This is a genomic window from Nonlabens spongiae, from assembly GCF_002117125.1.
Lineage (GTDB): Bacteria > Bacteroidota > Bacteroidia > Flavobacteriales > Flavobacteriaceae > Nonlabens > Nonlabens spongiae.
Genome location: NZ_CP019344.1, coordinates 840,537 through 864,422, shown reverse-complemented (window position 1 = coordinate 864,422; position 23,886 = coordinate 840,537). Strand labels below are relative to the sequence as shown.

Here is a 23,886-nt window from a genome sequence, read left to right as displayed (position 1 = left end):
CAAGCTTTTTATATTTAAAACCAACCTAAATGTACATATCACTCGCTGCTATCTATTTATTTTTTTAAGGGAATATGCCACGTTGTATGTATGCTTTTTCAATGCGCTGTATAGCGAGACAGAATGCAGCGGTTCTTAAGTCTGTGGATTCCGCTTTCGCGAAAGCGCAAACCCGATCAAACGAGTGCTTCATTTTTTTATCAAGCTTAGTCATTACATCGTCCAGGTTCCAGATTTCTCCATTACGGTTTTGCAACCACTCAAAATAGCTGGCAATCACACCACCTGAATTACACAGAATGTCAGGTATAATTGTTATACCGCGGTCTAATAAAATCTTCTCACCATCTACGTTAGTCGGGCCATTAGCGCCCTCGGCAATAAGTTGTGCTTTTATATTAGGTGCATTTTCTACCGTGATCTGGTTTCCAAGCGCTGCAGGGATACAAATGTCACATTCGGTAGAGAAGAAATTTTCATCATCTAAATCAAATGCTTCTGGAAAACCTAAGATTCTACCATCATTGATTTGTGCATAGTTGAAAACATCAGCTACTTTAAGCCCATTTGCATTGCGTATGCTTCCAGAAGCATCCTGTACGGCCACTAATTTTGCGCCTTCTTTTTCCAAGAAATGCGATGCCCAATAGCCTACGTTTCCAAACCCTTGAACAATAAACTTCTTGCCCTTTAAGGATTCATTTTTCTTTTCTGCCCAGAATTTGATATTCAAGAATACACCGTATCCCGTGGCACGATCACGACCTTCAAGACCGCCGCTACCTTCAGGCTTTCCTGTGACAACGTGTTGGTTTGCCGTACGTTCTGCTGGTGGTCGCGTACTCATATAGGTATCTGCCATCCAGGCCATTGTTTGGCTATTGGTGTTTACATCTGGCGCAGGGATATCGTGCTCTGGACCTATGTTATCTGCCAGAGCAAATGTGAACCTGCGTGTGATGCGTTCCAGTTCTGCTTGTGAGTATTTTGAGGGATCAAGCTTTATACCTCCTTTGCCACCACCATAAGGCAATCCTGCAAGTGAAGTCTTCCAGGTCATCCACATAGCAAGTGCACGCGCTGCATCGATATCTACGGTTGGATGGTATCGTAACCCTCCTTTGTAGGGGCCTAATGCATTATTGTGCTGTACACGGTATCCTGTAAAGATCTCGACCGTGCCGTCATCCATTTTTACAGGAAAGTTGACTACGATTTCATTGTTAGTTATCGCAAGTATTTTTCTAATATTGGGATGGAGTTCTATCTGGTCTGAAGCACTATTAAACTGCTCCATCACGTTTTCCATCATCCCTTTGAGAGCGACTTTTTTTGGTTTATTTTTAGGTGTTACTGTCATTGTTGCCATAGTATTTTATAGTTATTTAAAGAGGCGGTTTGTAGTGCTCCTTTCGTTATACTTCTATTTGATATAATTACTTCTATGTATGCCAATAGGCTTTTGATGAGTCGAAGCCTTAACTATTCCACTAAAATTCAATTTATTCAGTGTTAACAATATTAAAAGAGATTGGTACTCAGTTTCCTGGTTCTTGGACGGCTTTTATTTGAATATTTAAAAGGGGCTGTTTTTTACGGTTTCAAAACTTGGTTGACCATTTGCTATTTTCTGCGTAGCTGTGATAATATGAATGAGATTAAATAACATAACTTGTAATTTTGGTTCATGCCAATACTGCTTCTGGCTGTTTTGCTTTTTTTATTATTTTAAAACTAGATCGATCTTCTTGAATAGGACTGCTTTCTTAGTGCTCACTACCAGACCAAACTTGGTTTTTGTGAGCTGGTAATACGCACGACCTACGATGACTGCAAGTGGGGTATATATTGAAGGCATATGGTTTCATAAAACATCAATTTATTTTTCTCTATTAAGTCAATGTATGTGCCACTGGTTGTGCCAAAAAAGATCAAAAATGAATAAACCCTTGTGTGGCAAGGGTTTGCACGCTTTCGCGAAAGCGGATGAAGAAAATGAATGCGGGTACTATTTAACCAGTCGGGTAGAAAGGATGCGGTATGGAAGATTAGCTTTCCAACTTCTGCCGAAGGGTTTTACGTGTAATTCCCAAAATTTCTGCGGCCCTGGTTTTATTGTTATTGGTCGCGTTGAGTACTTTTTGAATATACTTTTTCTCAATGACCTTTAGGGGTTGTAGTTCACTTTCTGGAAAGTCAATATTGAACTTTAAATTATGGGGCAAGTGTTCTATTTCAATACACTTATCGCTCATAATTACGGCTCGTTGTACTACATTTTCTAGTTCTCTTATATTTCCTGGCCACTCATATCTTTTTAAGACCGCCATTGCTTCTGGGCTTATTTTTATAAATCGGTCCTTGTATTCCACACCATATTTGAATAAAAATTTATCGACAAGTAATGGTATATCTTCCTTGCGCTCTCTTAAAGGTGCCACTTCTATTTCTACCACCGTGAGACGATAAAAAAGATCTTCCCTAAAGCTATCTTTTTTAATCATCTCCTTGAGATTACTGTTTGTAGCGGCAATAATGCGCACATCGATTTTATCTGCTTTTTGTGCGCCTACCTTTACGACTTCTTTTTCTTGCAACACACGTAATAATCGCGTTTGTACGGCTTTTGAGGCATTCCCTATCTCGTCGAGGAAGATGGTGCCACCACTGGCAGCCTGAAAAAATCCATCACGGTTTTTTTCTGCTCCTGTAAAAGCACCTTTTGTGTAACCAAATAATTCTGCCTCTAAAAGGTTTTCTGGGATACCACCACAATTTACGGCAATGAACGGCGCACGGGAAAACTTACCCTGATAATGTATGGCTCGTGCCACGAGTTCTTTTCCTGTCCCGCTTTCACCTTTAATGAAAATGGTAGCCTTATTATCTTTTACACGCTCTATGATTTGTATAACGTCATTTATCTTTTCTGAGATTCCTATAATCTCACCATAAGCAGTGTCCTTTTTTGTTTCCGCTTTCGCGAAAGCGTAACCAGAAAGGTTTTCTATCCTATCTAGGCACTTATCAATAGCTTCTTTTAGCTCATTTTTGGTAAATGGTTTGGTCAAATAATCTGCAACGCCAGATTTTATTGCGTTAAGAGAATCTTGTATGGATGGATAACCGGTTACTACCAGTTTGGGTAAATTGGGATAATGTTCTGAAACAAATTTGATAAGCTCAGTACCATCTATTTCAGGCATCTTTAGATCTGTAATAAGTAGATCTATATTTGTATCGCGCAATATTTGTACGGCTTCCTTAACTGATACAGCTTTATAAGTGTGGTATTTCCACGATTGTAGATGACGTTGCAATAATTCTAAAATATTAATGTCGTCATCTACTATTAAAATGTTTTCTTTCCTGAGCTGCATTACTACATTTATGATTTAGGTAGGCTTACACTAAATGTTGCGCCTTTGTTTTTGTTATTTTCTACTGTGATGGTTCCTTTATGACTGGCGACTATACCGTGTACAACGCTCAATCCTAAGCCAGTGCCGTCTCCTGTAGGTTTTGTAGTAAAGAAAGGCTGAAAAACCTTTTCAAGAGCTTCATCTGTCAGACCCTTTCCTTCATCTATTATCTGAAAGGTGATATATCCTTTAGATTCTCTCGCGCTGATTGTGACTAGACCATTTATGGGCGAAAAGTAAATGGCATTGATAATGAGATTAAAGATAATCTGTGTGAGCTGGATTTTATCTGCTCTCACAATGAGCTCTTCATCTTCTATCTTGACAAGGTATTTAACCTGTGCTTTTTTAAAGGACGCATCTAGTAATGAAAGCGAACTCTTAATACTTTCTACCAGATTTACCTGTTTCATTTCTTGTGGCATTTCACAAGAAAAAAAGAGTAATTTCTTTACTACCTCACGTGAGAAGATAGCATTTTTTATGATTTTATCTAAGTCCTCTGAAGCGGTTTTATTGTCTTTAAGTTCATCTTTCAGCAATTCTGAAAAGCCCAAAATATTTGCTAGAGGTGTATTAAGCTCGTGAGCAATTCCTGCTGTTATCTCGCCGAGAATTCCCAAACGGTCTGTGCGTTCCATTTGTCGTTTGAGTAACGTTTCATTTTCTTTGATTTCAAGTCGCTCCAATAGATTCCCTACTTTAAGCGCAACATTATCCAGCAGTTGTTTTTCTTCTTTTAAGAATGAACTCTTATCATCATTCAAAGATGCTATAATACTACCATCTGGTTTATTGAACACCTGAATTTTTGATTCAATATTCATCATCTCACTAGTGCTGCCCGTATGTGCTGAACAAATAGAGGTATTAATATAAATCTCTGTTTGTTCAGGGAATTGAAATCCTTTTTTAAGACTGTATGCAATCGCGTTGAGGCTTTCCTGAATTTGTCCCATCGCCGCATTTGAAATTATAGAAGATACCTCATAAAGACAGGTAAGCTCTTTTATACGCTCTTTTAAAGCCGCTTCAGTAGTATTTATTTCTTCAGATTTCATTTATAATGCTCGACTTTCTAGTTCACAAATTAATTAATTTTAGGCATTTGACGTAGAATAATAAAGCCGATGACTGCCGCTATTATTGACCCTATGAGGATTCCTATTTTTGCAGAGTTTAAATAAACAGATGAGGTAAAAGCTAAATTACCGATAAATATGGCCATTGTAAAACCTATGCCAGCAAGAAAGGAAACCCCAATAATCTGCCTTTTTTTAATGTCATCAGGTATCGTGATCCATTTCAACTTTTGAGCAATTAAAACAATTCCACTTACACCTATGCCTTTTCCTAGCACTAGGGCAATGGCTATGGTCACTACGAGAGAGGTATCCAATGAGGCGAGACCGTTTATGGAAATCCCTGCGTTTGCCAACGCAAATATGGGGATAATGCAATAGGCCACCCAACCGTGCAAATCATGTTCTAAACTTTGCAAAGGTGAACGAAATTGGTCTGTGGTTTCATCCAAATTATTGAGTTGGGTTAGCTGTTGTTGGGAAAGTATAGGTTTTTTGAGAATACGAGCTTTTTTAAAGTCGTTGTAAATGTTACCTAGAGATTTTATAAAATCATCAGTAACCATTTTTTGTCTCACTGGTACCGAGAATGCTAATAATATACCAGCAATTGTGGGATGAATTCCTGCATTTAGAAATAGAAACCAAACGACTACTCCTGATGTTAAGAGTACAAATTTTGAAAAATATTGGCGTGCGGCGAGAATATATAATAATGCTAAAATACCCAAAGCGATTACAAGTAGAACCAAATTAATCGTACCGCTATAGAATAGAGCAATGACCATAACAGCTCCTAAATCATCTACAATTGCAAAGGCAGTGAGGAAAATCTTTAAATTAAGTGGTACACGTTTTCCCAAAGCATTTAATACGGCAAGTGAGAACGCTATATCTGTTGCCATTGAGATCCCCCAGCCATCTCGAGTTTCTGGATTTTGATTGATGATAAAAAATAAAGCAATAGGGATGATCATTCCACCGATGGCTCCAAACAATGGAAAGGCTAATTTTTTTACAGTATTTAGTTCTCCTATTAAAACTTCCCTCTTTATTTCTAACCCTATGAGAAAAAAGAAAATGGCCATTAATCCATCATTAATCCAAAGTATGAGCGGTTTTGTGAATTTAAAACTCTGAGTAGTGATACCCAGCTCATAATTCCAGATAGCCTGATAGTTACTTGCATAGGGTGAGTTTGCCCAGATAAGAGCAATGATTGTGGCTCCTAAAAGTAGAATCCCACTTAGGGATTCTATTTTTACAAATTTTTGAAAAGGTGATAATAAGCTTTTTGTCATGTATGTATTTTGAGTTTAGGGCTATTGATGAAACCCATTTTATGATTTGATCTCCCTGACCGCCTGCATGCGTGTTACTTTAGGCTGAAAAAGAGCACAAAGTTGATTTTAAGAAAAGGTTAGGGATTTAGAAATGTAAGAGCTATCTAATCTTCTTCTTGAAACGCTTTTGATTTTTCAAGTCTGTAGAAAGTGACGATTAGTATAATGACGCCTAGTACGAGCAGCACACCGGTTTCAAAATCAGCCATGGTTTTGTTGATATCAAAAGATTTTTGAACTCTACCTTTTATATTTCTACTTACAGATAGCTGTACCGCTGCCAGATCATCTAGATTTTTTCTTATCTCAATAAAGTATGTGTTGAGATCCTCGTTGTTTTGCGTATTAACTTTCGCTATCTGGTTAACGTTCTGAATTAGTCCGGCCTTACTTTTTCTATACTTCTCGATATTAGAGATCAGACTATTGAAGTAAACTGTCTCACGTTGTGTGAGTTTTGTCTTGCTAAAATCAGTTATCAGGTCGTCAATTTTTTCATTTATTTCATCCGACTCGGCACCTTCAGCATTAAGGCATTCCTTCTCATGAATGAGATTGTTGATTTTGTATATATAGTTCTGTGAGACCACACGATCGTTGTAAACAGATGTCATGGCCTCTTGTGCGGTATCAAAATGATTTTGATCTACGCGGTTTGTCCAGAGGATCAACAGTATCACGGCGAGTAGTACGAGACCTATATTTACGCGGTTTGCGACAGTAATTTTTTTAGCCAAGTTAATTTTTTTTTAAACTTTATCAATCTCATGATAATTATCTAAAGCCATGCCTCAATAGTGGCAAAATTATCATCACTGTCTAAAGCACTTACCCTTAACATTTTACAAATAAATCTAATAATTGAACATTTGAAATATCGGGTAATAAATATCCAATAGGGTAAATTCTACTCAGTTTTATTGTAATGTCGCTTTCGCGAAAGTGATACTATAACAAACCTAAAAGAGTTCATTTATTCGATTATAAGCTAGTTACAGCTAAAATTGATTTTTGATGCTATAACTTATCTATATTCAAAAGGTGTAATTTAATCGATCACCTCAGCGTTTTATCTAAAATTTGTGGTGCTCCAGCTATTTACCGACGGATTAGGTATAATCAGTCTATGATAATTAAACACTTGCTTAGTACTAAATTGAAAAAATTAGATAGATTGTTTAATTTCCTTTCTGTAAAGAGCGCCTTTCACTTCTATTAAGTTGCTGAGTTGTCATTTCACTTAATGGATAAAACCTAGCGGCCTTCAAAACTCTAAAAATAAAACGAAACCCTATATGAAAATGCAGGGTTTGCTTTTCAAGTGAACTCGACAGCATTGTAGATTCCGATTAAGCTCAATGTTGCAAATAGGAAACCACGGGCTATCGCCCTAGTTCTTCATTTTCTTTCAAAATTTCGAACTATCGCTCAGCCCTTACAGAAAACAAAGAACCACGCCCTATCGGAGCGTGGTTTTTTAAGTGTTGTGAACTCAACGGGACAGAGTTCGAACTTTTTGAAGGAAGATATTAGCTTAATTCTCTCAAAATCAATGATTATGAATAATGCTTCCTCGCAACGATTTAGTTCCACTTCATTTTCTGCAATCTAACGGCATTGAGAATAGCAAGCAAAGCAACACCTACATCAGCAAATACGGCTTCCCACATCGTGGCTAATCCACCTGCACCAAGAATTAGTACAATGACCTTAACCCCAAAGGCAAGCCCAATATTTTGCCATACGATACTTCGAGTTGAACGGCCAATTTTAATCGCTCTTGCAATCTTACTTGGCTGGTCGGTCTGTATGATAACATCGGCTGTTTCAATGGCGACATCACTTCCTAAACCACCCATCGCAATACCTACGCCACTTGCTGCCAAAACGGGTGCATCGTTAATACCATCGCCAATAAATGCTACTTTGGTTTCGGGTTGCTTTTTGAGCTCTTCAACCTCATTGAGTTTATCTTCGGGCAACAGTCCGCCTTTTGCCCAATCGATGTTTAACTCTTTTGCAACCTGTTGTGTAATTGAGTCTTTGTCGCCTGATAGCATTATGATTTTTGAAATCCCTGCATCTCTAATTTGTTTAATGGCTTGGTGCGCATCATCCTTCAATTCATCCGCAATAGTTACATAACCTGCAAATGTTCCATCTATGGACACCATAACGATGGATTCTACAATCCCATCTGTTTCCGAAGGGACTTCTATGCCATTTGAGGTCATCAAAGCTTTATTACCTACCAATACCGTTTTCCCATTGACCGTTCCTTTTAAACCTTTTCCTGCAACTTCTGAAACATCGGTCGCCTCGTAATCCGAACCGTCTGCTTTATATTCGAGAATCGCCTTGGCGATAGGATGGGTGGATTGTTCTTCCATCGCCATCAGGTATTTCATAAATTCGGCTTCCTCAAATGTGATGGAATTGATTTCCTTGATTTTAAAAACCCCTTTGGTAACGGTTCCTGTTTTGTCCATTACAACCGTGTTCACTTGGGTCATTGCATCGAGAAAGGATGCACCTTTAAAAAGAATACCGTTGCGGGATGCCGCACCCAATCCGCCGAAATAGCCGAGAGGAATAGAAATGACTAAAGCACAAGGACAGGATATTACAAGAAATATCAACGCTCGGTACAACCAATCCCTAAACACATAATCATCTACAAAAAAGTAAGGTAAAAACGTAAGTCCGATGGCAAGGAATACAACGATAGGTGTATAAATCCGAGCAAATTTTCTGATGAACAATTCGGTCTTTGATTTTCTGGCGGTTGCATTCTGTACCATATCCAGAATTCGTGCAATGGAACTATCTTTAAATTCCTTAGTAGTCTCGATTTCGATTACGCCATCAAGGTTGATACTTCCGGCAAAAACGGTATCGCCTTTAGCAATAGTATCAGGTTTGCTTTCGCCTGTCAAGGCAGCAGTATTAAAAGAACCCTTTTCAGAAAGCAGAATACCATCAAGCGGAACTTTTTCGCCTACACGTACCTGTATCTTTTCGCCAATTTCAACAGTCTCGGGATTTACTGAAACAAAGTCGACATCACGATAAACCAAAGCTTCATTGGGTCTTACATCGAGTAAGGCTTTTATATTTCCTTTCGCACGGTTAACGGCCGCATTTTGGAAGAGTTCGCCCACAGCATAAAACAGCATTACGGCAACACCTTCGGGATATTCGCCAATGGCAAATGCACCTAAAGTGGCTATGGACATTAAGAAGAATTCCGTAAAAAAATCACCATTTTTAATACTTTTCCAGCCTTCTCTTATCACCGGAAAACCTACAGGGATATAGGCTACCGTGTACCATACTACGCGAATCCATCCTTTGAAGAAAGGAAACGCATCAAAGTAATCAATAGCGATTCCGGCTATCAACATCACAAAGCTGAAAATAGCCGGTAGATAGGTTCTAAAATTTGAAATTTCTTCAGGGCTGCTATGGTTATGGCCATCGTCGTGACTGTGCTCGCCTTGTTGTTTTTTTGGTTCTAAGTCACGTAAGTTTATTTTTTCTTTTTCATATGTTCTAATCAAGTTTGATATCATTTTAAAAACTACTTCGATAATTTCAATATTCTCAATGCACCGCGCATTACAAAAGTGAAAACGATGCCGCCAATCACTAAATCGGGCCATTTACTATTCAGAAAATAAACCAGCACCCCAGCTACTATAACACCACCATTAACAATAATATCATTGGATGTAAAAATGGCACTTGCCTGCATATGAGCCTCTTGACTCTTTGCCTTGTTGATGAGCCAGAGCGATATCAAATTACCTGCCAATGCGAAAATTGAAACGATAATCATCCATTGAAACAAGGGTGTTTCGGTATTGCTAAAAAACCTTCTCAAGACCTCTGCAAACCCAAGTGTTGCCAATGCCATCTGAAAGTATCCGCTGTATTTCGCAACCTTCTTTTTTCTTGAAATGGCACCGCCTACCGCAAATAGGCTTAATGCATATACGATGGAATCTGCCAGCATATCTAATGAGTCTGCCACAAGACCCATCGAAGAAGAAATCCAACCGGTGGTCATTTCGATAACGAAAAAGCCAAAGTTGATGCCCAAGACCCACCATAGGATTCTTTTTTGTTTGGATTGGTCTTCCATTACGGGTGGTTCGGCTTCTGTGGTTCCTTCTAAGGAATCCCCAAGTTTTAAGCTGGCTATAGACGTTTTTATCGCCTTGACGTCGTCCACGTGATATACTTCCAATTTTCTGTTTGGAATATCAAAATCCAAGTGTTTTACTTGAGCATAAGACTCTAACTTCATCCGAATCATCTGCTCTTCTGAAGGGCAGTCCATTTTAGTTATTATAAAAGTGCTTTTTTTCAAAATCAATCTAATTTGTTCGTTTGTTTATTAAAGTAAATTACTGCTGCATTTTTCGCATATTCCCGTAACCACGAGATTAACATCCTCTGCCAAATATCCATCTGGCAAATTGATATGCGGGATTTTTTGTTCCGTTAAACAAACTGTTTCGTCACAGTTAGTGCAATGAAAATGTAAATGCAAATCCTGTTCTATTTCACAATTACAGCCTTCTTCACAAAGTGCGTATTTAGAGATTCCAGTTCCGTCATCTATGTGATGCACCACGTTTTTTTCTTCAAAAGTTTTTAATGTTCTAAAGATGGTAGATCGTTCCGCTTTCGCGAAAGCGGTCTCTATATCAAGCAAAGCCAGTGCAATCTTTTGTTGAGCCAGATATTTGTAGATCAAAATCCGCATTGCGGTGGGACGCACGTTATGGTCATTTAATGTTTTTTCAATTTCAGTCATTTTGTGCGGTGTTATAATTGATATTTTTAGCTTTATTGTAGGCTTCATAGCCTTCTTTTGCAGCGTACGGAACGATAAGTAATGCCGCCACAGGATCTGCCCACCACCAGCCTAACCAGTTGACCAATAGCAATCCTATAAGTACGACCACGGTTTGGTATAAGCAAATAAAGGTGTCTTTAGCATCAGCCAGCAAGGCTGGACTGTCTAATTTCTTTCCATACTTTCTTTTGAAATAGATCAGGATAGGATTTACAACCAGGGAAACCAATAATATAATCAGTCCCATCGTGCTCCAGTTTGCGGTTTCTTTATTTATAAGCTTTGTAATGGAATCGTAGGAAATGAAAATACAGATGAGCATAAAGGAAATTGCAATTACGTTTAACGTGATTTTTTGCCTTCGCTTTACTTTTTCTTCATCGATACCTTTAATCTCGCCGTGTAGTCGCCAGCCTAATGTTCCCGCACTTACGACTTCAATCGTGCTGTCTAATCCCCAACCAATCAATGCCGAACTATTGGCCGTAAATCCTGCTATAAGCGAGACCACTACTTCAATAACATCATAAACAACGTTCCAAATCTGTAGTGTTCTGGCTTGTTTAAGATTATTTCTTCTTGTCTTATCCATAGTAATTAATGTTCGTGTTCAGTTTCTCCCTTTTTCATTTCTCCCATCAGGTAATAGACATTGTTGAATGCAAAACGCGTGTTAGGATCTGGGGTTTCAAAAAAGCGTATGGCTATCCAGTCGCCATCTTTCTCGCCGGTTGTAACCTCTACTGGTGTAAAACTCCACGCATCGCCTTCTCTTTGCGCTGTAAACACATAATTCTTTCCAGCTTCTGTAACTACGGCACTTTCAGGTAATGCGGTTGTCTGCTGATTGTCAACTTCAATTTTACCTTTAATGTACATTCCTGGGATAAGACCACCTTGTTTATTCTCAATTTCAGCGTGAACGTGCACTGCTTTTGGGTCTTGTTCAAAGGTCTGGCTAACCGAATAAATTACGGCTTCCAGTTCTTTTCCTGGACGCGATTGGATACTGAAACGTACCTTTTGTCCCTTCTTCACTTTGTCCACATCTTTTTCAAAAACCATCAAATCTGCGTGTACGTGGTCTGTATCTACTATTTCCATAAGATTGGTCTGTGGTTCTACATATTGACCAGTTTTTATGAAAACCTTTTCTACCACACCTGCAATGGGACTGCGCAACGCAACACGCTGGTATATGGTACCATTGCGCACGCCACTTGCATTGATGTTGTACTGTCGCAACTGTGCTTCAAGCCCTTTTACCATTGCGGTAGATGACCGATAGTCTGCCGTTGCTTTTTGAAAGTTCATTCCAGATGCTACACCAGCTTCATAAAGCCTCTTTTGACGTTCATATTCTTGCTTTAAGAAGCGACTGTTGCTGTATGCATTTAGGTAATCACTCTGTATCTGGATGATGCTGGGATGTGATAAATAAGCAACTGCTTGATTTTTCTTGACTTCGTCGCCTTCTATTACTTCTATGGATGCCACATTTGCACCTGCAAGCGCGGTAATATTTGCTTCGTTTTGCGGTGGCACTTCCAGCGTACCGTTTGCTTCTACATAACCACTCATATTGCGTTGCGCGAGTGTATCAATTTCCATTTGTAAAGCTTCAAACTGCTGTGCCGTGAGCATTACTTCTTCAGCTTCGCCTTCGGTATGGTTTTCTTCTGTTTCAGAATGGGTGGCTTCATCGTGGCCATCTTCAGTTTTTGAGTCGCCACAGCTGGTTAAAGTAAATGCTATTAGCATAGCGGCTATTGGTATATATTTTATCGTTTTCATCTTTTTTAGTTTTGGAAATATTGTAAATCAAACAGGGCTTCTAAATAATTATCAAGTGCGTCCAGCGCATCCATTTCGGTCTGTATGGCATCACGTATTATTTGCGTGAATGCTGCATAATCCAGCGCTCCTTCTTTGTATGCCAGCAATGCACCTTTGCGCTGGTCTATGGCAAGTGGCAAGGCTTCGGTTTTATAGAAAAACCAGGTATCCCGCCATCGTGCATAATTTTGTTGTGACTGTACGAATTGCGATTTTAGCTCGCGTTGTTTGAAAATAGCATTGGTTTCTGCAATCTGTGCATCGAGTTTTGCCGCTTTTGCACGACTACGGACTGGTCCAGAAAACAGCGGTATGGAAATACCTGCTTGATATGTGTAGAAACCACTATCACCATTGACACGTTGCAGACCACCTTGCAGATTAAACTGGGGCAGTAAATTTGCCCTAGCAGCATCATAACTTGCTTGTGCTTCATCTATACGCTTTCGCGAAAGCGATAACTCAGGATGATCATTCAATGTATTATTAGACTCTAAAATTGAAATTTCACTAGCTCCAAATTCATCAGAAACGCCGTACATCGTATCTGGTGTCAACCAAAGGTTGAGCTTTTGCAAGGCGATGAAATAGTCTGTTTCTGCCTGCTGAAACTTATTGTTAATTTGTAGTGCTTGATTGCGCGCAGCAGCATATTCCAGTCTTGAAATGGCTTCCACTTCATAATTGAGTTCTACAGATTGTGCAAACTGATCATAAATGCTGTCCAGTTCTCGGTACAAAACAAACTTCTTCTTTGCCTGAAAAGCTTCTGACCAGGCCTTTTTGACTTCCCGTTCTATCTGGATTTCCGAAAGGTCAAGAGCTGTTTCGGCTAACTGGATGCGTTGTTGTTGCAAACGTTTTTTAGCACCTATTCCCAGTAGATCAATATTTTGTTGACCGATACCTATCAAGGTATAAATACCTTGACCATCGGCCACTTCTTCGCCACCCGTAAAGATCTGTGTACTACCGAAGTCGTAGGCATTGCCTGAGAGTGCATTCTGTCTTTCGATTTCGAGTTGGCTTGCTTTGAGTACAGGATAATTTTCTTTGGCAATTTCTACAGCTCGTGATAATGTGATGGGCCTGATGCTGTCCTTAGCAATGAGATCTTGCACAGGTGCTTGTGATTGTTGCGCTCTCCCTTCGACTGCGCTCTGGGCAGGCGCGAAAGCGGTGCCACCTAACATAAAACCAACTATCAAAATCGTAGTCAAGCCTTGCGGATTAAACGAACCAATCTTATTCTGCTCTTTGCGCTCGCGTCTCTTTTCTATAAAGGTATATAGTACGGGAAGCACGACCAACGTGAGCAGCGTAGCTGTAAGCATTCCACCGATAACTACCGTAGCGAGCGGCTGTTGGACTTCTGCACCGGCCGATGTGGAAAATGCCATAGGTAAAAAGCCGAAAATATCAGTGGTGGCCGTGAGCATAATGGGACGAATACGTTCTTTAGTCCCTTGAAATATTCTATCCTTTATACTTATCACACCTTCTTCTTTTAAGGAATTAAATCGGTTTATAAGTACCAGTCCGTTAAGAACTGCAACACCAAATAGCACAATAAATCCTACACCTGCGGAAATACTAAATGGCATATCCCGCAACCATAGGGCAAACACACCACCGATGGCCGCCAAGGGAATCGCTATGTAAATCATTAGCGATTGTGAAAAGGATTTTAAGGCAAAGTACAGCAGTATAAATATTAAAAACAGGGCGATGGGCACAACGATTATCAAACGATCCTTTGCGCTTTGTAGATTTTCAAACTCGCCACCATAGGTAATATAATAGCCTGATGGCAAGTCCAGTTCTTCATCTAATTTTTGCTGAATATCTTTTACTACAGACTCCACATCCCTGCCTCTTGCATTTACACCTACGTAGGTTCTTCTATACGTATTGTCACGTGAAATTTGCATAGGTCCAGGGACGTATTCAATTTCGGCTATTTCGATAATGGGTATCTGATTGCCATCCTTAAGATCGATATACATATTGCGTAGGTCATCGATACTTTTTCTATGGCTTTCATCAAATCGTACCACGAGATCAAATCGTTTCTCGCCTTCAAAAATTACTCCTGCGGTTCCGCCAGCGAATGCGGTACTTATGTAATCATTTACTTTTTGAATATCCAGTCCATATTGCGCCATTTTATCACGCTTATATTTTACGGTCATCTGTGGTAATCCTGCAGTTCGTTCTGCACTCACATCACCAGCGCCAGGAACGGTCTGTATAATCGCTGCCATTTCCTGAACCTTTTGTGATAACACATCTAAATCTTCGCCATACAGCTTTACAGCAATATCTTCTCTTACGCCTTCTAACAGCTCGTTAAATCGTAACTCTACTGGTTGGGTAAAAACTAAATTTACACCCACGAGTTCATCATCCAGTTTATCTCTTATAGCATCTATCAAACCTTCTTTAGTAGAAGCTGTTGTCCACTCGTCCATATCCTTGTTTAGGATGATGTACATATCTGCAATATCCATAGGCATAGGATCGGTAGGAATATCTGCAACACCTATACGAGCAGTTACCGTCTTGATTTCAGGGAAACTTTCTAATAGGATAGTTTCTATTTTCTTGGAAACTTCAATAGATTCGGATAATGAACTTCCTGGTCTAATGAGCGCTTGCATTGCTAGATCTCCTTCATCAAGCTGGGGCACAAATTCTCCACCCATATTAGAAAAGATAAAACCAGCAATAAGAAGTAATACGGCAGCAGCTGATAAAACAATAAGTTTTAGTTTAAGGGCTCCCTTTAATAATGGCATATATGCACTATGAATAGCACCTATAATTTTATCACTTATTTTTTCGAGCCAGCGCTCAAACCTGCCGAACCAGTTTTTGGTATTTTGTACTGGTTTCATAAAAAGCGCTGCCATCATAGGCACATACGTGAGACACAAGATGATGGCACCTATCATTGCAAACCCAAAGGTGTATGCCATAGGTTTAAACATTTTACCTTCTACACCAGTTAGAAAAAGTATAGGCGTAAAAACGATGAGGATAATTATCTGTCCAAAAAAAGCGGAACCCATCATCGTGCTTCCTGCATCATAAGCCACTTTATCCATCACGCCTTGATTGAATTTTAGCTTGCCAGACCTAATCCGTTTTTGGATCTCATAAACCGTTCCTTCTATAATAATTACCGCACCATCTATGATAATCCCAAAATCAATAGCTCCCAAGCTCATTAAGTTTGCCCATACATTAAATTGCTTCATTAATATAAAGGCAAAAAGCAAGGACAACGGTATGGTCGTGGCCGTTATGATGCCACCTCTTAAACTACCCAACAATAAAACAAGGGCAAATATCACGATTAGGGCGCCTTCCAGTAAATTGGTTTTAACGGTATCGGTCGTTCTGGCAATTAGCTCACTACGATCAATGATAGGGGCGATAGTGAGACCTTCTGGCAGGGATTTTTCAATTTCTGCCATACGATTCTTAACATTTTGAATAACCGCATTAGGGTTTGAACCTTTTAGCATCATTATTATTCCTCCTACGGCTTCCTTACCGTCTTGCGTAAAAGCACCATAACGTACCTGATTCCCAAAATGGACGCGTGTTGCAACATCTCCAATAGTTACGGGAATGTTGCCTTCGTTGATAATCGAGATATTCTTGATGTCTTCCAAAGAGCGAATAAGACCTTCACCTCTTATGAAATTTGACATTTTATTTTTTTCTATGTAAGCACCGCCTGTATTCACATTGTTCCGAGCGAGAGCCTCATACACTTGTGAAATACTAATACCCAAACTATTCAACTTATCTGGGTTGACAGCGACCTCGTACTGTTTAATACTGCCTCCATAAGAGTTGACCTCTACCACGCCTTCCAGTAATGTGAGTTGTCGTTTGATAACCCAATCTTGCACGGTGCGCAGTTCCATAGGCGAATACTTGTTTTCAAAACCCTCCTCTGGCTTTATAGTGTATTCATAGATTTGACCTAAACCAGTAGAGATGGGACCCATAGATGGACTTCCAAATTTTTCAGGGATAGATTCGCCCAGTTCGTTTAGTTTTTCCTGTACCAGCTGTCGAGGAAGATAGGTTCCCATATCGTCTTCAAAAACGATGGTTACTACAGAGAGTCCGAAACGTGAGATAGATCTTATTTCGGTAACGCCCGGTAAATTACCCATAGATAGTTCTACGGGATAGGTTACGAACTGTTCAATATCTTCCGTTCCCAGATTGGGCGATTGCGTGATGACCTGCACCTGATTATTGGTAATATCTGGGACAGACCCAAGGTTTACTGTTGCCATTGACCAAATGCCAACTCCTATAAGAGTCAACGTGAACAGACCAATGATGAATTTGTTATTGATTGAAAAATCAATGATTCTGTTAATCATAGATTAATGTATTAATTCAGTTAAAAAACGAGTTTGCGTTTTCGCATAGCAAAAACATAGTTGAGCATTCCCATTAGGAAAACTTCAAAAAAGGATATAGTTATCCTATGAAAACTGAATTATGCCCGAGGTGGCTGAAAAAGGGAATGGGGAATATCTTTGCCTATACTGTCAAAATAAACCGTAGAAAGTTTATAGTCTGCTGGATGGTAAAGGTCTAAGACATTTAACCCAAAATCCAACGTGTGAACGTGACAGCAGTGACAATGACAAAAAGGGGAACACATATCAAGTAGATTGTGGTCGTGATCGCCTGTATCACTTTGTGAAAATTCTATTTGCGTGCTATCCTCAGAAGAGTCAACATTTGCATCACTGCAAGGCGCAAAATTAAGCGCAAGCAGATAAAATGAGAATATGAGCGTAAAGATTTTCACAATACAAAGATAACAGAATTACAATGCAACTGGTGTGCAAAGGTTTTTATTTGATTTCCTCAATCACACTACCACAAGTAAGCATTGCATCGCCATAATAGGGATTGTGTATATCCTTCTCAGCGCTTAGCCAAACTGCGCCTTTATTATTATTTGCCATTGAGCATTTCTGAACGTATAGCATCTCATCGGTTCCATTTACATTTATCGCAATGGGCACCATATTTTCATTTAATATCACAAAATGGTCACGTTGATTTTCCAGAATATCGTTCGCTGCAATGGCATCGAGCATTTCGATACTTTTCTTGATATGTGATTGTTCCATACTACCGAGACTTTTAATATCAGCGGATTTTAAAGATGTTGATGTTGCTTTCGCGAAAGCGGAAACTTGACTGACATCGCTCGCTACCAATGCATCTTTCATCTGCAAATAAGGCTTGAGGGCCTTTTTAAATTGCTTTTGAAAATTCTCTGTAAATTCCATTTTCATTTGAGACATAGGCATCTCAGATGCCTGTTTTTTTCCCTGATTCATCATAGATTTTTTCCCTTGTAGCTGTGCTGCTGCATCTACAGTAAACGTACCGTTGGTTACGATTTCGTCACCGCTTTCCAATCCAGACTGTACCGTAAAAAATTCACCGTTGCGATTGCCCAGCGTCACTTCCCTCATTTCAAAAACAGGTTCGTTGGGATTGGTTTTAACGTATACCAATGAACGCTCACCTGTCCACATTACAGCACTTGCTGGAATGGTTAAATCATCTTGTCCAACATTGGACGTGCCTTCAATCTCACCAGAGACAAACATACCTGGCTTGAGCAATCCATCTCTATTTTGCAGCGTTGCCCTGACCGTTACGGTGCGTGTTTGTGTGTCAAGAATAGGGTCGATAAAAGAAATTTGCGCCTCAAATTCTCTGTTGGGATAGGCATTGCTGGTTACGCTAATTTCTTGACCTGTCTGGAACTGTTCCAACTGATTTTCATAGGCGTCAAAATCTGCCCACACGGTAGATAGGTTGCTCAGTTTTGCAATAGGCTGACCTGCCTTTATATAATCGCCCTGTGCAGCCATTACCTCAGTTACCGTACCTGATACCGTGGCATATATCGGGAAATTTTCTCGTACGGTACCAGAGCTTTCAATTGCATCTATCTGATTATCGGTCAATTTCCAATTTTTCAACTTGTTGCGTACCGCATTGTATAAAGCAGGTTGGGACTCTTTGAGCGATGATGCTGTTATCAGTTCTTGCTGGGCAGCCACCAGATTAGGTGCATAGATGGTTGCCAGCAATTGACCTCGGTTGACCTGCTGGCCTTCATAGGTAACGTTCAACCTTTCAATACGTCCATCAAAATAACTGGCCTGTACGCTATTTAAGTCATCGTTTTGGGCAATTTTACCAGATAGTGAGATGGTATCGTCTTCATCTACCAAACTATTACCGACAATAGTGGTCTGAACATTTGCCAACGCAAGCGCATTTTCAGTCATTCTAAATTCATTGATAGCAAGACCAACGGCACCTGCTTCAGCAGGAATCAAATCCATACCACAAATAGGGCAGTCGCCTGGTTCCGGTTGCATAATCTGTGGGTGCATCGAGCACGTCCACATTTGGTTTTCCGCGGTTTCATTATGGGAATGTTCTGCAGCTGAATTGTCATCATTAGAAAACACAAACCAACCAACACCCAAACCGATAAGCAACGCCACCGCTATATAAATCACATTTTTGTTCATATCTATTGTTCTTGATTTTCTAAACGATAAATCATCTTTTTCATTTGTGCTATCTCACGTTCTTGTGCCTCAATGATTTCTTCTGCTAGCTTAATAGCCTCTGGGTCTTTAAGATTTGCTTTCTGACTTACCATTATAGCGCTTGAATGGTGTGGAATCATTGCTTTCATCCATTGTACATCAGATATAAAAACCTGCTGCCTCAAGCCGTATAGCGTAGCGATAAAGACAATGGCTGAAAATCCGATTATTAAAAAATTCAGCTTTTTATTTTTATACATTCCCCACATAAACAACATCATTGATATCGCCATAGGGGCAACCATCAACAAGGTCATATAAGTTCTGGTATTACTGAGCATCACGTGGTCAAATACATCTGCATTTAAGAACATTATTCCATACATCATAACAAATGATACGCCCATCATTGCGGCAAACTTGCCGTAGTTACTTGTTGTCATTTTGCTATTATTTTCCATTCTTTTAATTTTTCAATTGTTTTCTCAAAAATTGTGCATTGATAGCACAAATCACGGTACTCAATGCCATCAGACCTGCACCTACGGCTGGGCTTATCATAATCCCTGCGCTGAAGAGTACACCTGCTGCAAGAGGTATTGCAATGACATTATAACCCGTTGCCCAAATCAGGTTTTGAATCATCTTTTTGTAAGTGGCTTTACCGAATAAGATGAGGCTGGAAATATCTTTTGGGTCGCTGTCCACCAAAATGATATCTGCCGTCTCTGCAGCAACATCAGTTCCTGAACCGATAGCAATACCAATATCTGCCTGGGCAAGTGCAGGTGCATCATTCACACCGTCACCAGTCATTGCCACAACTTCACCTTGGTCTTGCAGTTCTTTCACCTTATCCTGCTTTTCATCTGGTAATACACCAGCGAAATAGTCTTTCATATCGAGCTTATCGGCTACGGCTTTTGCCACTTTTTCATTATCGCCTGTTAGAAGAATGCATTTAATATCATTATCCTTTAGGGTTTTAATGGCATCATAACTGCTCTCACGTATTTTATCCACAAAACTCACATAGCCCAAAATCTCTTTATCCTGAATGAGATATACGACTGTTTCATTGGCATCAGTATCGGTTTCAGGTTCGTCCAACCCAACCTTTTCCAGCATATTGGGGCCACCTACATGATAAGTTGTGCCATCAACTTTTCCTATCACACCTACGCCAGATTGATATTCAAAATCCTTTACTTCCGGAATATCAATCCCCCGTTCTTTACTTTCCTTAATCAGCCCTTTGGCAATGTGATGTTCTGAAGGTTGTTCGACGGCGGTTGCCAATTGCAGGATGTCTTCTTCTTTGTGTTCTTGCGAAAGCGATACCAATTTATTTACCGTATGTGAACCTTCGGTAAGTGTACCCGTTTTATCAAATATGATGGTGGTCACTTGTCTGCTATTCTCAAAGGCAGTCCTATTTCTAATCAATAGCCCATTTTTTGCGGAAATACTGGTGGATATGGCAACTACCAAAGGAATGGCAAGCCCTAAAGCGTGTGGGCAGGAAATGACCATTACCGTGATCATACGTTCCATTGCAAAGGCAAGGTCTCTTCCCAGAGACAACCAAACAATAAATGTCAACGCACCAACGCCCAACGAAACAATGGTCAACCAGAAAGCGGCACGGTCTGCCAATTTCTGTGTTTTTGATTTTTTTAACTGCGCATCCTGAACCAGCTTAATGACCTTTGATAAATAGGTGTCATCGCCAGTTTTATTGATTTCTACCTTGAGCGCACCCGACTGGTTGACCGAACCGCCAATGACTTCGTCATCTTTTTCTTTGGAAACAGGCTTGCTTTCACCCGTAATCATACTTTCGTTGATGCTAGATGAGCCATCGACAATGGTACCATCTGCCGGAACTTTCTCGCCCGGTTTGATAAGAATGACATCGCCCGACTTCAACTCTGAAACAGGAACATTCTTTTCTTCGCCATCGACCAAAAGATGGGCCTCATCTGGCATCAATGCTGCGAGTTCTTCCAAGGCCTTGCTCGCGCCGAGAACGGATTTCATTTCAATCCAATGGCCGGCCAGCATTACCACGATTAGGGTAGCCAGTTCCCAGAAGAATGTTTTTCCTTCCAGTCCAAAAACTACGGCACTACTATACAAATAGGCTGCTGAAATCGCTACAGCTATGAGCGTCATCATTCCAGGGCTTTTTTCTTTAATCTCATCTACCATTCCTTTTAAGAATGGCCAGCCGCCATAGAAATAGATAAATGATGATAATCCAAACAGAACGTAATATCGACCTGTAAAATCCCATTCTATCCCAATGAATTTTTGAATCATAGGTGCGAGTGCAAGCACGGGAACGGTAACGATGAGCGAAATCCAGAACCGTTTTTTAAAATCGGCTATCATCATCCTGTGATGGTCGTTATGATTGTGATGGCCATCGCCGTGACCGTTGTGTTCGTGATGATTGTGGTCTTTGTGCCCATCATCGTGACTAGAGTGACCGCTGTGGTCGTGATGGTCGTCGTGTTTTTTGTGATGCTTATGCTTTTCCATACCTATTTTTCTATGGTTTCAGTTACGCTACCACATTTCAACATACGGTCACCGAAATAAGGATTGCGTATTTCATCTACATCGCTGAACCAGTAGCCACCCGTATTGTTGAAAGCCATAGGGCAATACTGTTTGTAGATAGTTCCTTCACTCAGTCCATTTTTGAAAAGGTTTTCTGCCTGTTGACCAAATTGTGAAAATAACTCACGTTGTTTTTCAATATCATCGCTGTCAGCCATTTGTTGGGCTAAGGATTTAAGTTCTGCACGCTGTTCACCAAAGCTCTCTGCGAGATTTCCTGCGACAGTCTGGACAGTTCCTGCATCGCTTTCTACCAAAGCGGTTCTAACTTGCAAGTAATTGTTCCAGGCTTTGCCGGTCATACCATCTACAAAAGAGGCATCGGCAACATCTGGTGTTTGCTCTTTGGCTTTTTGCACCTCTTCAGGCGTGTTCATTTGTGCATCTTGTTTGTTTTCCTTACAGCTCATTGCCATTATAATAGTGATTGCTGCGATTGTTGTTTTAAGTGTTTTAATTTTGTTCAATTTTTTAGTTTATTAAATAATTCAAATAGGCAGATTGTACGTAGTACATCTGTATGGCTTGTATCTGTTGTGTTTGAAATTTCAACTGCAATTCCTGTATGTCTAGTACATCATTAAAATCGATGGTTCCTGTCTCATAATTTTTCAAGAGAATTTCCTCGGCATCCTTTGCTTGAGCTAAATTTTGATTTTGGGTGAATGATATTCGTGCTTGATTTCTTAGGGATTTCGCTTTCGCGGAAGCGGAATCATCCTCGTGATGATGTTCGCCTGGTTTGTGGATGCTATACGAACCATCATCTTGCTTTAGTGCTTTCTGAAATGTTTCGATAGGAATATGCGATTCCATTTCAATGACCGCTTCAGATTTTTCTAAATTGACCAATACTTCAATTACACCATCTACTTTAGAAAGAGTTTTCTCGACGTGGGTTCTGCGACCATTGCAGGTCATTCCTTGTATGTGATAGGTGTGTTTCATTACTTTACTAATTTGTGCCTGTCACGGGAAGGGTCACTAACCAACCATCAAACTTCCCTTCCCGCAGCAGGACTTTATTCCAAGCTATCTTTTAATTTTTTCATATAGTCAATTACTGCTGTTTTGTTCGTTTCAGAAAAAATGGCATCCCTATGAATCAACGTATAGCTATCCAAAGGCATTTCACCATCCTCAATCTGGCTTATAATTGACCTTAATTTGCTGGTTTTCCTACGGTCTGAAAGGTCATCCCATTCGTTGAAATTCAATTCTGCCTTTCCTTCCTTAATATGATGTTCCAAATACCAAGCAGATGGTTGAATTTTGCTATACCAAGGATAATTGGTATTGTTACTGTGGCAATCATAGCAGGAAACCCGCAACGATTGTTCAACCGTTGCAGGTACTTTGTTCACGAGCATAAAATCGGTTTGTGGCACTATTTCGCTCTGGTTATAATCCACAGGGAAAAATTGGATGACCACAAAGGCAATCAATGCTATCCACGCTATGATTTTTACTACTTTCACTTAATTGATTTCACGTTGCACCTTTCCACATTTCAGCATTTGGGCACCGAAATAGGGGTTTCTGATTTCTTCGTTCATACTGAGCCAAGCACCGCCTTTGTTGTTATCGTACATTGGGCAGTATTGCTCATAAATTTTCATTGATGTTCCTGTTATCGCCACCATATCGGCCATATCCTTACTGAGCGTCTTAAAATGCTCGCGTTGGTGTGCTATATCGCTCTCGCCAATATGTTCGGCGTGTTCGGTGGCATCTTCGATGATGTCCTTTAGTTCGTTCTGCTCGCTGTCCGCATAGCTCGATGCATCAAAGGATTTGAGCGATTGTGCCAAGGTGTTGCCCAGTTCCTTTGCTTTGGAATTGTCATCGTTTACCAAAGCATCTTTTAGATTGAAATAGCCCTTTAATATGGCCTCGGCCTTGGCATCTTGATTTTTGCCCATAGCCATATTGTCCTTGTCATCCATCGTTTCCTGATGCATCTCGTTGCTCATAGGTGCAGCTGGTTCATTCTTGTTTCCATCCTTGCAGGAAACGGTTAGAATCATTGTGGCAGCAAGTGCCATTGTGCTCATTGTTCTTTTTACTGTCTTCATTTTGTTTGTTTTAAAT

At 40.0% G+C, this 23,886-nt stretch carries 19 protein-coding genes and 2 pseudogenes; all 21 read right to left on the bottom strand.

What is annotated here, in order from left to right; genetic code table 11:
* Positions 1 to 64: 64 nt before the first annotated feature.
* On the bottom strand, positions 65 to 1,369 hold the full coding sequence (locus tag BST97_RS03935) for a Glu/Leu/Phe/Val family dehydrogenase (protein WP_085766010.1): 1,305 nt from the start codon (positions 1,367 to 1,369) through the stop codon (positions 65 to 67).
* 354 nt (positions 1,370 to 1,723) lie between these two features.
* On the bottom strand, positions 1,724 to 1,858 hold the full coding sequence (locus BST97_RS16240; protein WP_262497058.1) for a hypothetical protein: 135 nt from the start codon (positions 1,856 to 1,858) through the stop codon (positions 1,724 to 1,726).
* A gap of 190 nt (positions 1,859 to 2,048) precedes the next feature.
* Positions 2,049 to 3,380, bottom strand: a complete 1,332-nt coding sequence (locus BST97_RS03930; protein ID WP_085766009.1) for a sigma-54-dependent transcriptional regulator — start codon at positions 3,378 to 3,380, stop codon at positions 2,049 to 2,051.
* An 8-nt stretch (positions 3,381 to 3,388) separates the two neighbouring features.
* Positions 3,389 to 4,483, bottom strand: coding sequence for a sensor histidine kinase (locus BST97_RS03925; protein ID WP_085766008.1), 1,095 nt, complete (start codon positions 4,481 to 4,483; stop codon positions 3,389 to 3,391).
* Between the two features lie 29 nt (positions 4,484 to 4,512).
* A complete protein-coding gene (gene nhaA, locus BST97_RS03920; RefSeq protein WP_085766007.1) occupies positions 4,513 to 5,805 on the bottom strand; it encodes a Na+/H+ antiporter NhaA in 1,293 nt (430 codons plus the stop codon).
* 146 nt (positions 5,806 to 5,951) lie between these two features.
* Positions 5,952 to 6,584: an MCP four helix bundle domain-containing protein gene (locus BST97_RS03915; RefSeq protein ID WP_169711525.1), complete on the bottom strand. Its 633-nt coding sequence runs from the start codon at positions 6,582 to 6,584 to the stop codon at positions 5,952 to 5,954.
* Positions 6,585 to 7,430: 846 nt separating this feature from the next.
* Positions 7,431 to 9,407, bottom strand: coding sequence for a heavy metal translocating P-type ATPase (locus BST97_RS03910; RefSeq protein WP_245833655.1), 1,977 nt, complete (start codon positions 9,405 to 9,407; stop codon positions 7,431 to 7,433).
* A gap of 20 nt (positions 9,408 to 9,427) precedes the next feature.
* Entirely contained in the window at positions 9,428 to 10,219 is a 792-nt protein-coding gene (locus BST97_RS03905; RefSeq protein WP_181898143.1) for a cation transporter, read from the bottom strand.
* A 27-nt stretch (positions 10,220 to 10,246) separates the two neighbouring features.
* Positions 10,247 to 10,669, bottom strand: a complete 423-nt coding sequence (locus tag BST97_RS03900; RefSeq protein ID WP_085766003.1) for a Fur family transcriptional regulator — start codon at positions 10,667 to 10,669, stop codon at positions 10,247 to 10,249.
* A complete protein-coding gene (locus tag BST97_RS03895) occupies positions 10,662 to 11,303 on the bottom strand; it encodes a cation diffusion facilitator family transporter (protein ID WP_085766002.1) in 642 nt (213 codons plus the stop codon). Before BST97_RS03895 ends, BST97_RS03900 begins: the two co-directional genes overlap by 8 nt.
* Positions 11,304 to 11,308: 5 nt before the next feature.
* Positions 11,309 to 12,505 carry an efflux RND transporter periplasmic adaptor subunit gene (locus BST97_RS03890; protein WP_085766001.1) on the bottom strand — a complete coding sequence of 399 codons (1,197 nt, stop codon included), beginning with the start codon at positions 12,503 to 12,505 and terminating at the stop codon, positions 11,309 to 11,311.
* Between the two features lie 5 nt (positions 12,506 to 12,510).
* Positions 12,511 to 16,956, bottom strand: a complete 4,446-nt coding sequence (locus BST97_RS03885) for a CusA/CzcA family heavy metal efflux RND transporter (RefSeq protein ID WP_085766000.1) — start codon at positions 16,954 to 16,956, stop codon at positions 12,511 to 12,513.
* 119 nt (positions 16,957 to 17,075) lie between these two features.
* Positions 17,076 to 17,393 carry a DUF6660 family protein gene (locus BST97_RS16300; protein ID WP_085765999.1) on the bottom strand — a complete coding sequence of 106 codons (318 nt, stop codon included), beginning with the start codon at positions 17,391 to 17,393 and terminating at the stop codon, positions 17,076 to 17,078.
* A gap of 46 nt (positions 17,394 to 17,439) precedes the next feature.
* Complete coding sequence (locus tag BST97_RS03875) at positions 17,440 to 19,149, bottom strand: efflux RND transporter periplasmic adaptor subunit (RefSeq protein ID WP_085765998.1); 1,710 nt, start codon at positions 19,147 to 19,149, stop codon at positions 17,440 to 17,442.
* A gap of 2 nt (positions 19,150 to 19,151) precedes the next feature.
* Positions 19,152 to 19,631 (bottom strand): DUF305 domain-containing protein, encoded by a 480-nt coding sequence (locus BST97_RS03870; protein WP_245833654.1) that lies wholly within the window; start codon positions 19,629 to 19,631, stop codon positions 19,152 to 19,154.
* 4 nt (positions 19,632 to 19,635) lie between these two features.
* Complete coding sequence (locus tag BST97_RS03865) at positions 19,636 to 21,714, bottom strand: copper-translocating P-type ATPase (protein WP_085765997.1); 2,079 nt, start codon at positions 21,712 to 21,714, stop codon at positions 19,636 to 19,638.
* Between the two features lie 2 nt (positions 21,715 to 21,716).
* On the bottom strand, positions 21,717 to 22,262 hold the full coding sequence (locus tag BST97_RS03860) for a DUF3347 domain-containing protein (protein WP_245833653.1): 546 nt from the start codon (positions 22,260 to 22,262) through the stop codon (positions 21,717 to 21,719).
* Between the two features lie 4 nt (positions 22,263 to 22,266).
* Positions 22,267 to 22,512: pseudogene (locus BST97_RS16375) on the bottom strand (TolC family protein); the annotation flags it as partial.
* Positions 22,495 to 22,743 (bottom strand): annotated as a pseudogene (locus BST97_RS16370) (heavy-metal-associated domain-containing protein); the annotation flags it as partial. The pseudogenes BST97_RS16370 and BST97_RS16375, both read right to left, overlap by 18 nt.
* A gap of 74 nt (positions 22,744 to 22,817) precedes the next feature.
* Entirely contained in the window at positions 22,818 to 23,273 is a 456-nt protein-coding gene (locus BST97_RS03850; RefSeq protein WP_085765995.1) for a heme-binding domain-containing protein, read from the bottom strand.
* Entirely contained in the window at positions 23,274 to 23,870 is a 597-nt protein-coding gene (locus BST97_RS03845; RefSeq protein ID WP_085765994.1) for a DUF3347 domain-containing protein, read from the bottom strand.
* Positions 23,871 to 23,886 lie beyond the last annotated feature (16 nt).

Excerpts from the sequence above, each read along its gene's own strand:
- BST97_RS03895 (WP_085766002.1), bottom strand. The coding sequence starts at position 11,303 with ATGGATAAGACAAGAAGAAATAATCTTAAACAAGCCAGAACACTACAG.
- BST97_RS03935 (WP_085766010.1), bottom strand. The coding sequence starts at position 1,369 with ATGGCAACAATGACAGTAACACCTAAAAATAAACCAAAAAAAGTCGCT.
- BST97_RS03875 (WP_085765998.1), bottom strand. The coding sequence starts at position 19,149 with ATGAACAAAAATGTGATTTATATAGCGGTGGCGTTGCTTATCGGTTTG.
- BST97_RS03930 (WP_085766009.1), bottom strand. The coding sequence starts at position 3,380 with ATGCAGCTCAGGAAAGAAAACATTTTAATAGTAGATGACGACATTAAT.
- BST97_RS03870 (WP_245833654.1), bottom strand. The coding sequence starts at position 19,631 with ATGGAAAATAATAGCAAAATGACAACAAGTAACTACGGCAAGTTTGCC.
- BST97_RS16240 (WP_262497058.1), bottom strand. The coding sequence starts at position 1,858 with ATGCCTTCAATATATACCCCACTTGCAGTCATCGTAGGTCGTGCGTAT.
- BST97_RS03845 (WP_085765994.1), bottom strand. The coding sequence starts at position 23,870 with ATGAAGACAGTAAAAAGAACAATGAGCACAATGGCACTTGCTGCCACA.
- BST97_RS03865 (WP_085765997.1), bottom strand. The coding sequence starts at position 21,714 with ATGGAAAAGCATAAGCATCACAAAAAACACGACGACCATCACGACCAC.
- BST97_RS03890 (WP_085766001.1), bottom strand. The coding sequence starts at position 12,505 with ATGAAAACGATAAAATATATACCAATAGCCGCTATGCTAATAGCATTT.
- nhaA (WP_085766007.1), bottom strand. The coding sequence starts at position 5,805 with ATGACAAAAAGCTTATTATCACCTTTTCAAAAATTTGTAAAAATAGAA.
- BST97_RS03885 (WP_085766000.1), bottom strand. The coding sequence starts at position 16,956 with ATGATTAACAGAATCATTGATTTTTCAATCAATAACAAATTCATCATT.
- BST97_RS03900 (WP_085766003.1), bottom strand. The coding sequence starts at position 10,669 with ATGACTGAAATTGAAAAAACATTAAATGACCATAACGTGCGTCCCACC.
- BST97_RS03925 (WP_085766008.1), bottom strand. The coding sequence starts at position 4,483 with ATGAAATCTGAAGAAATAAATACTACTGAAGCGGCTTTAAAAGAGCGT.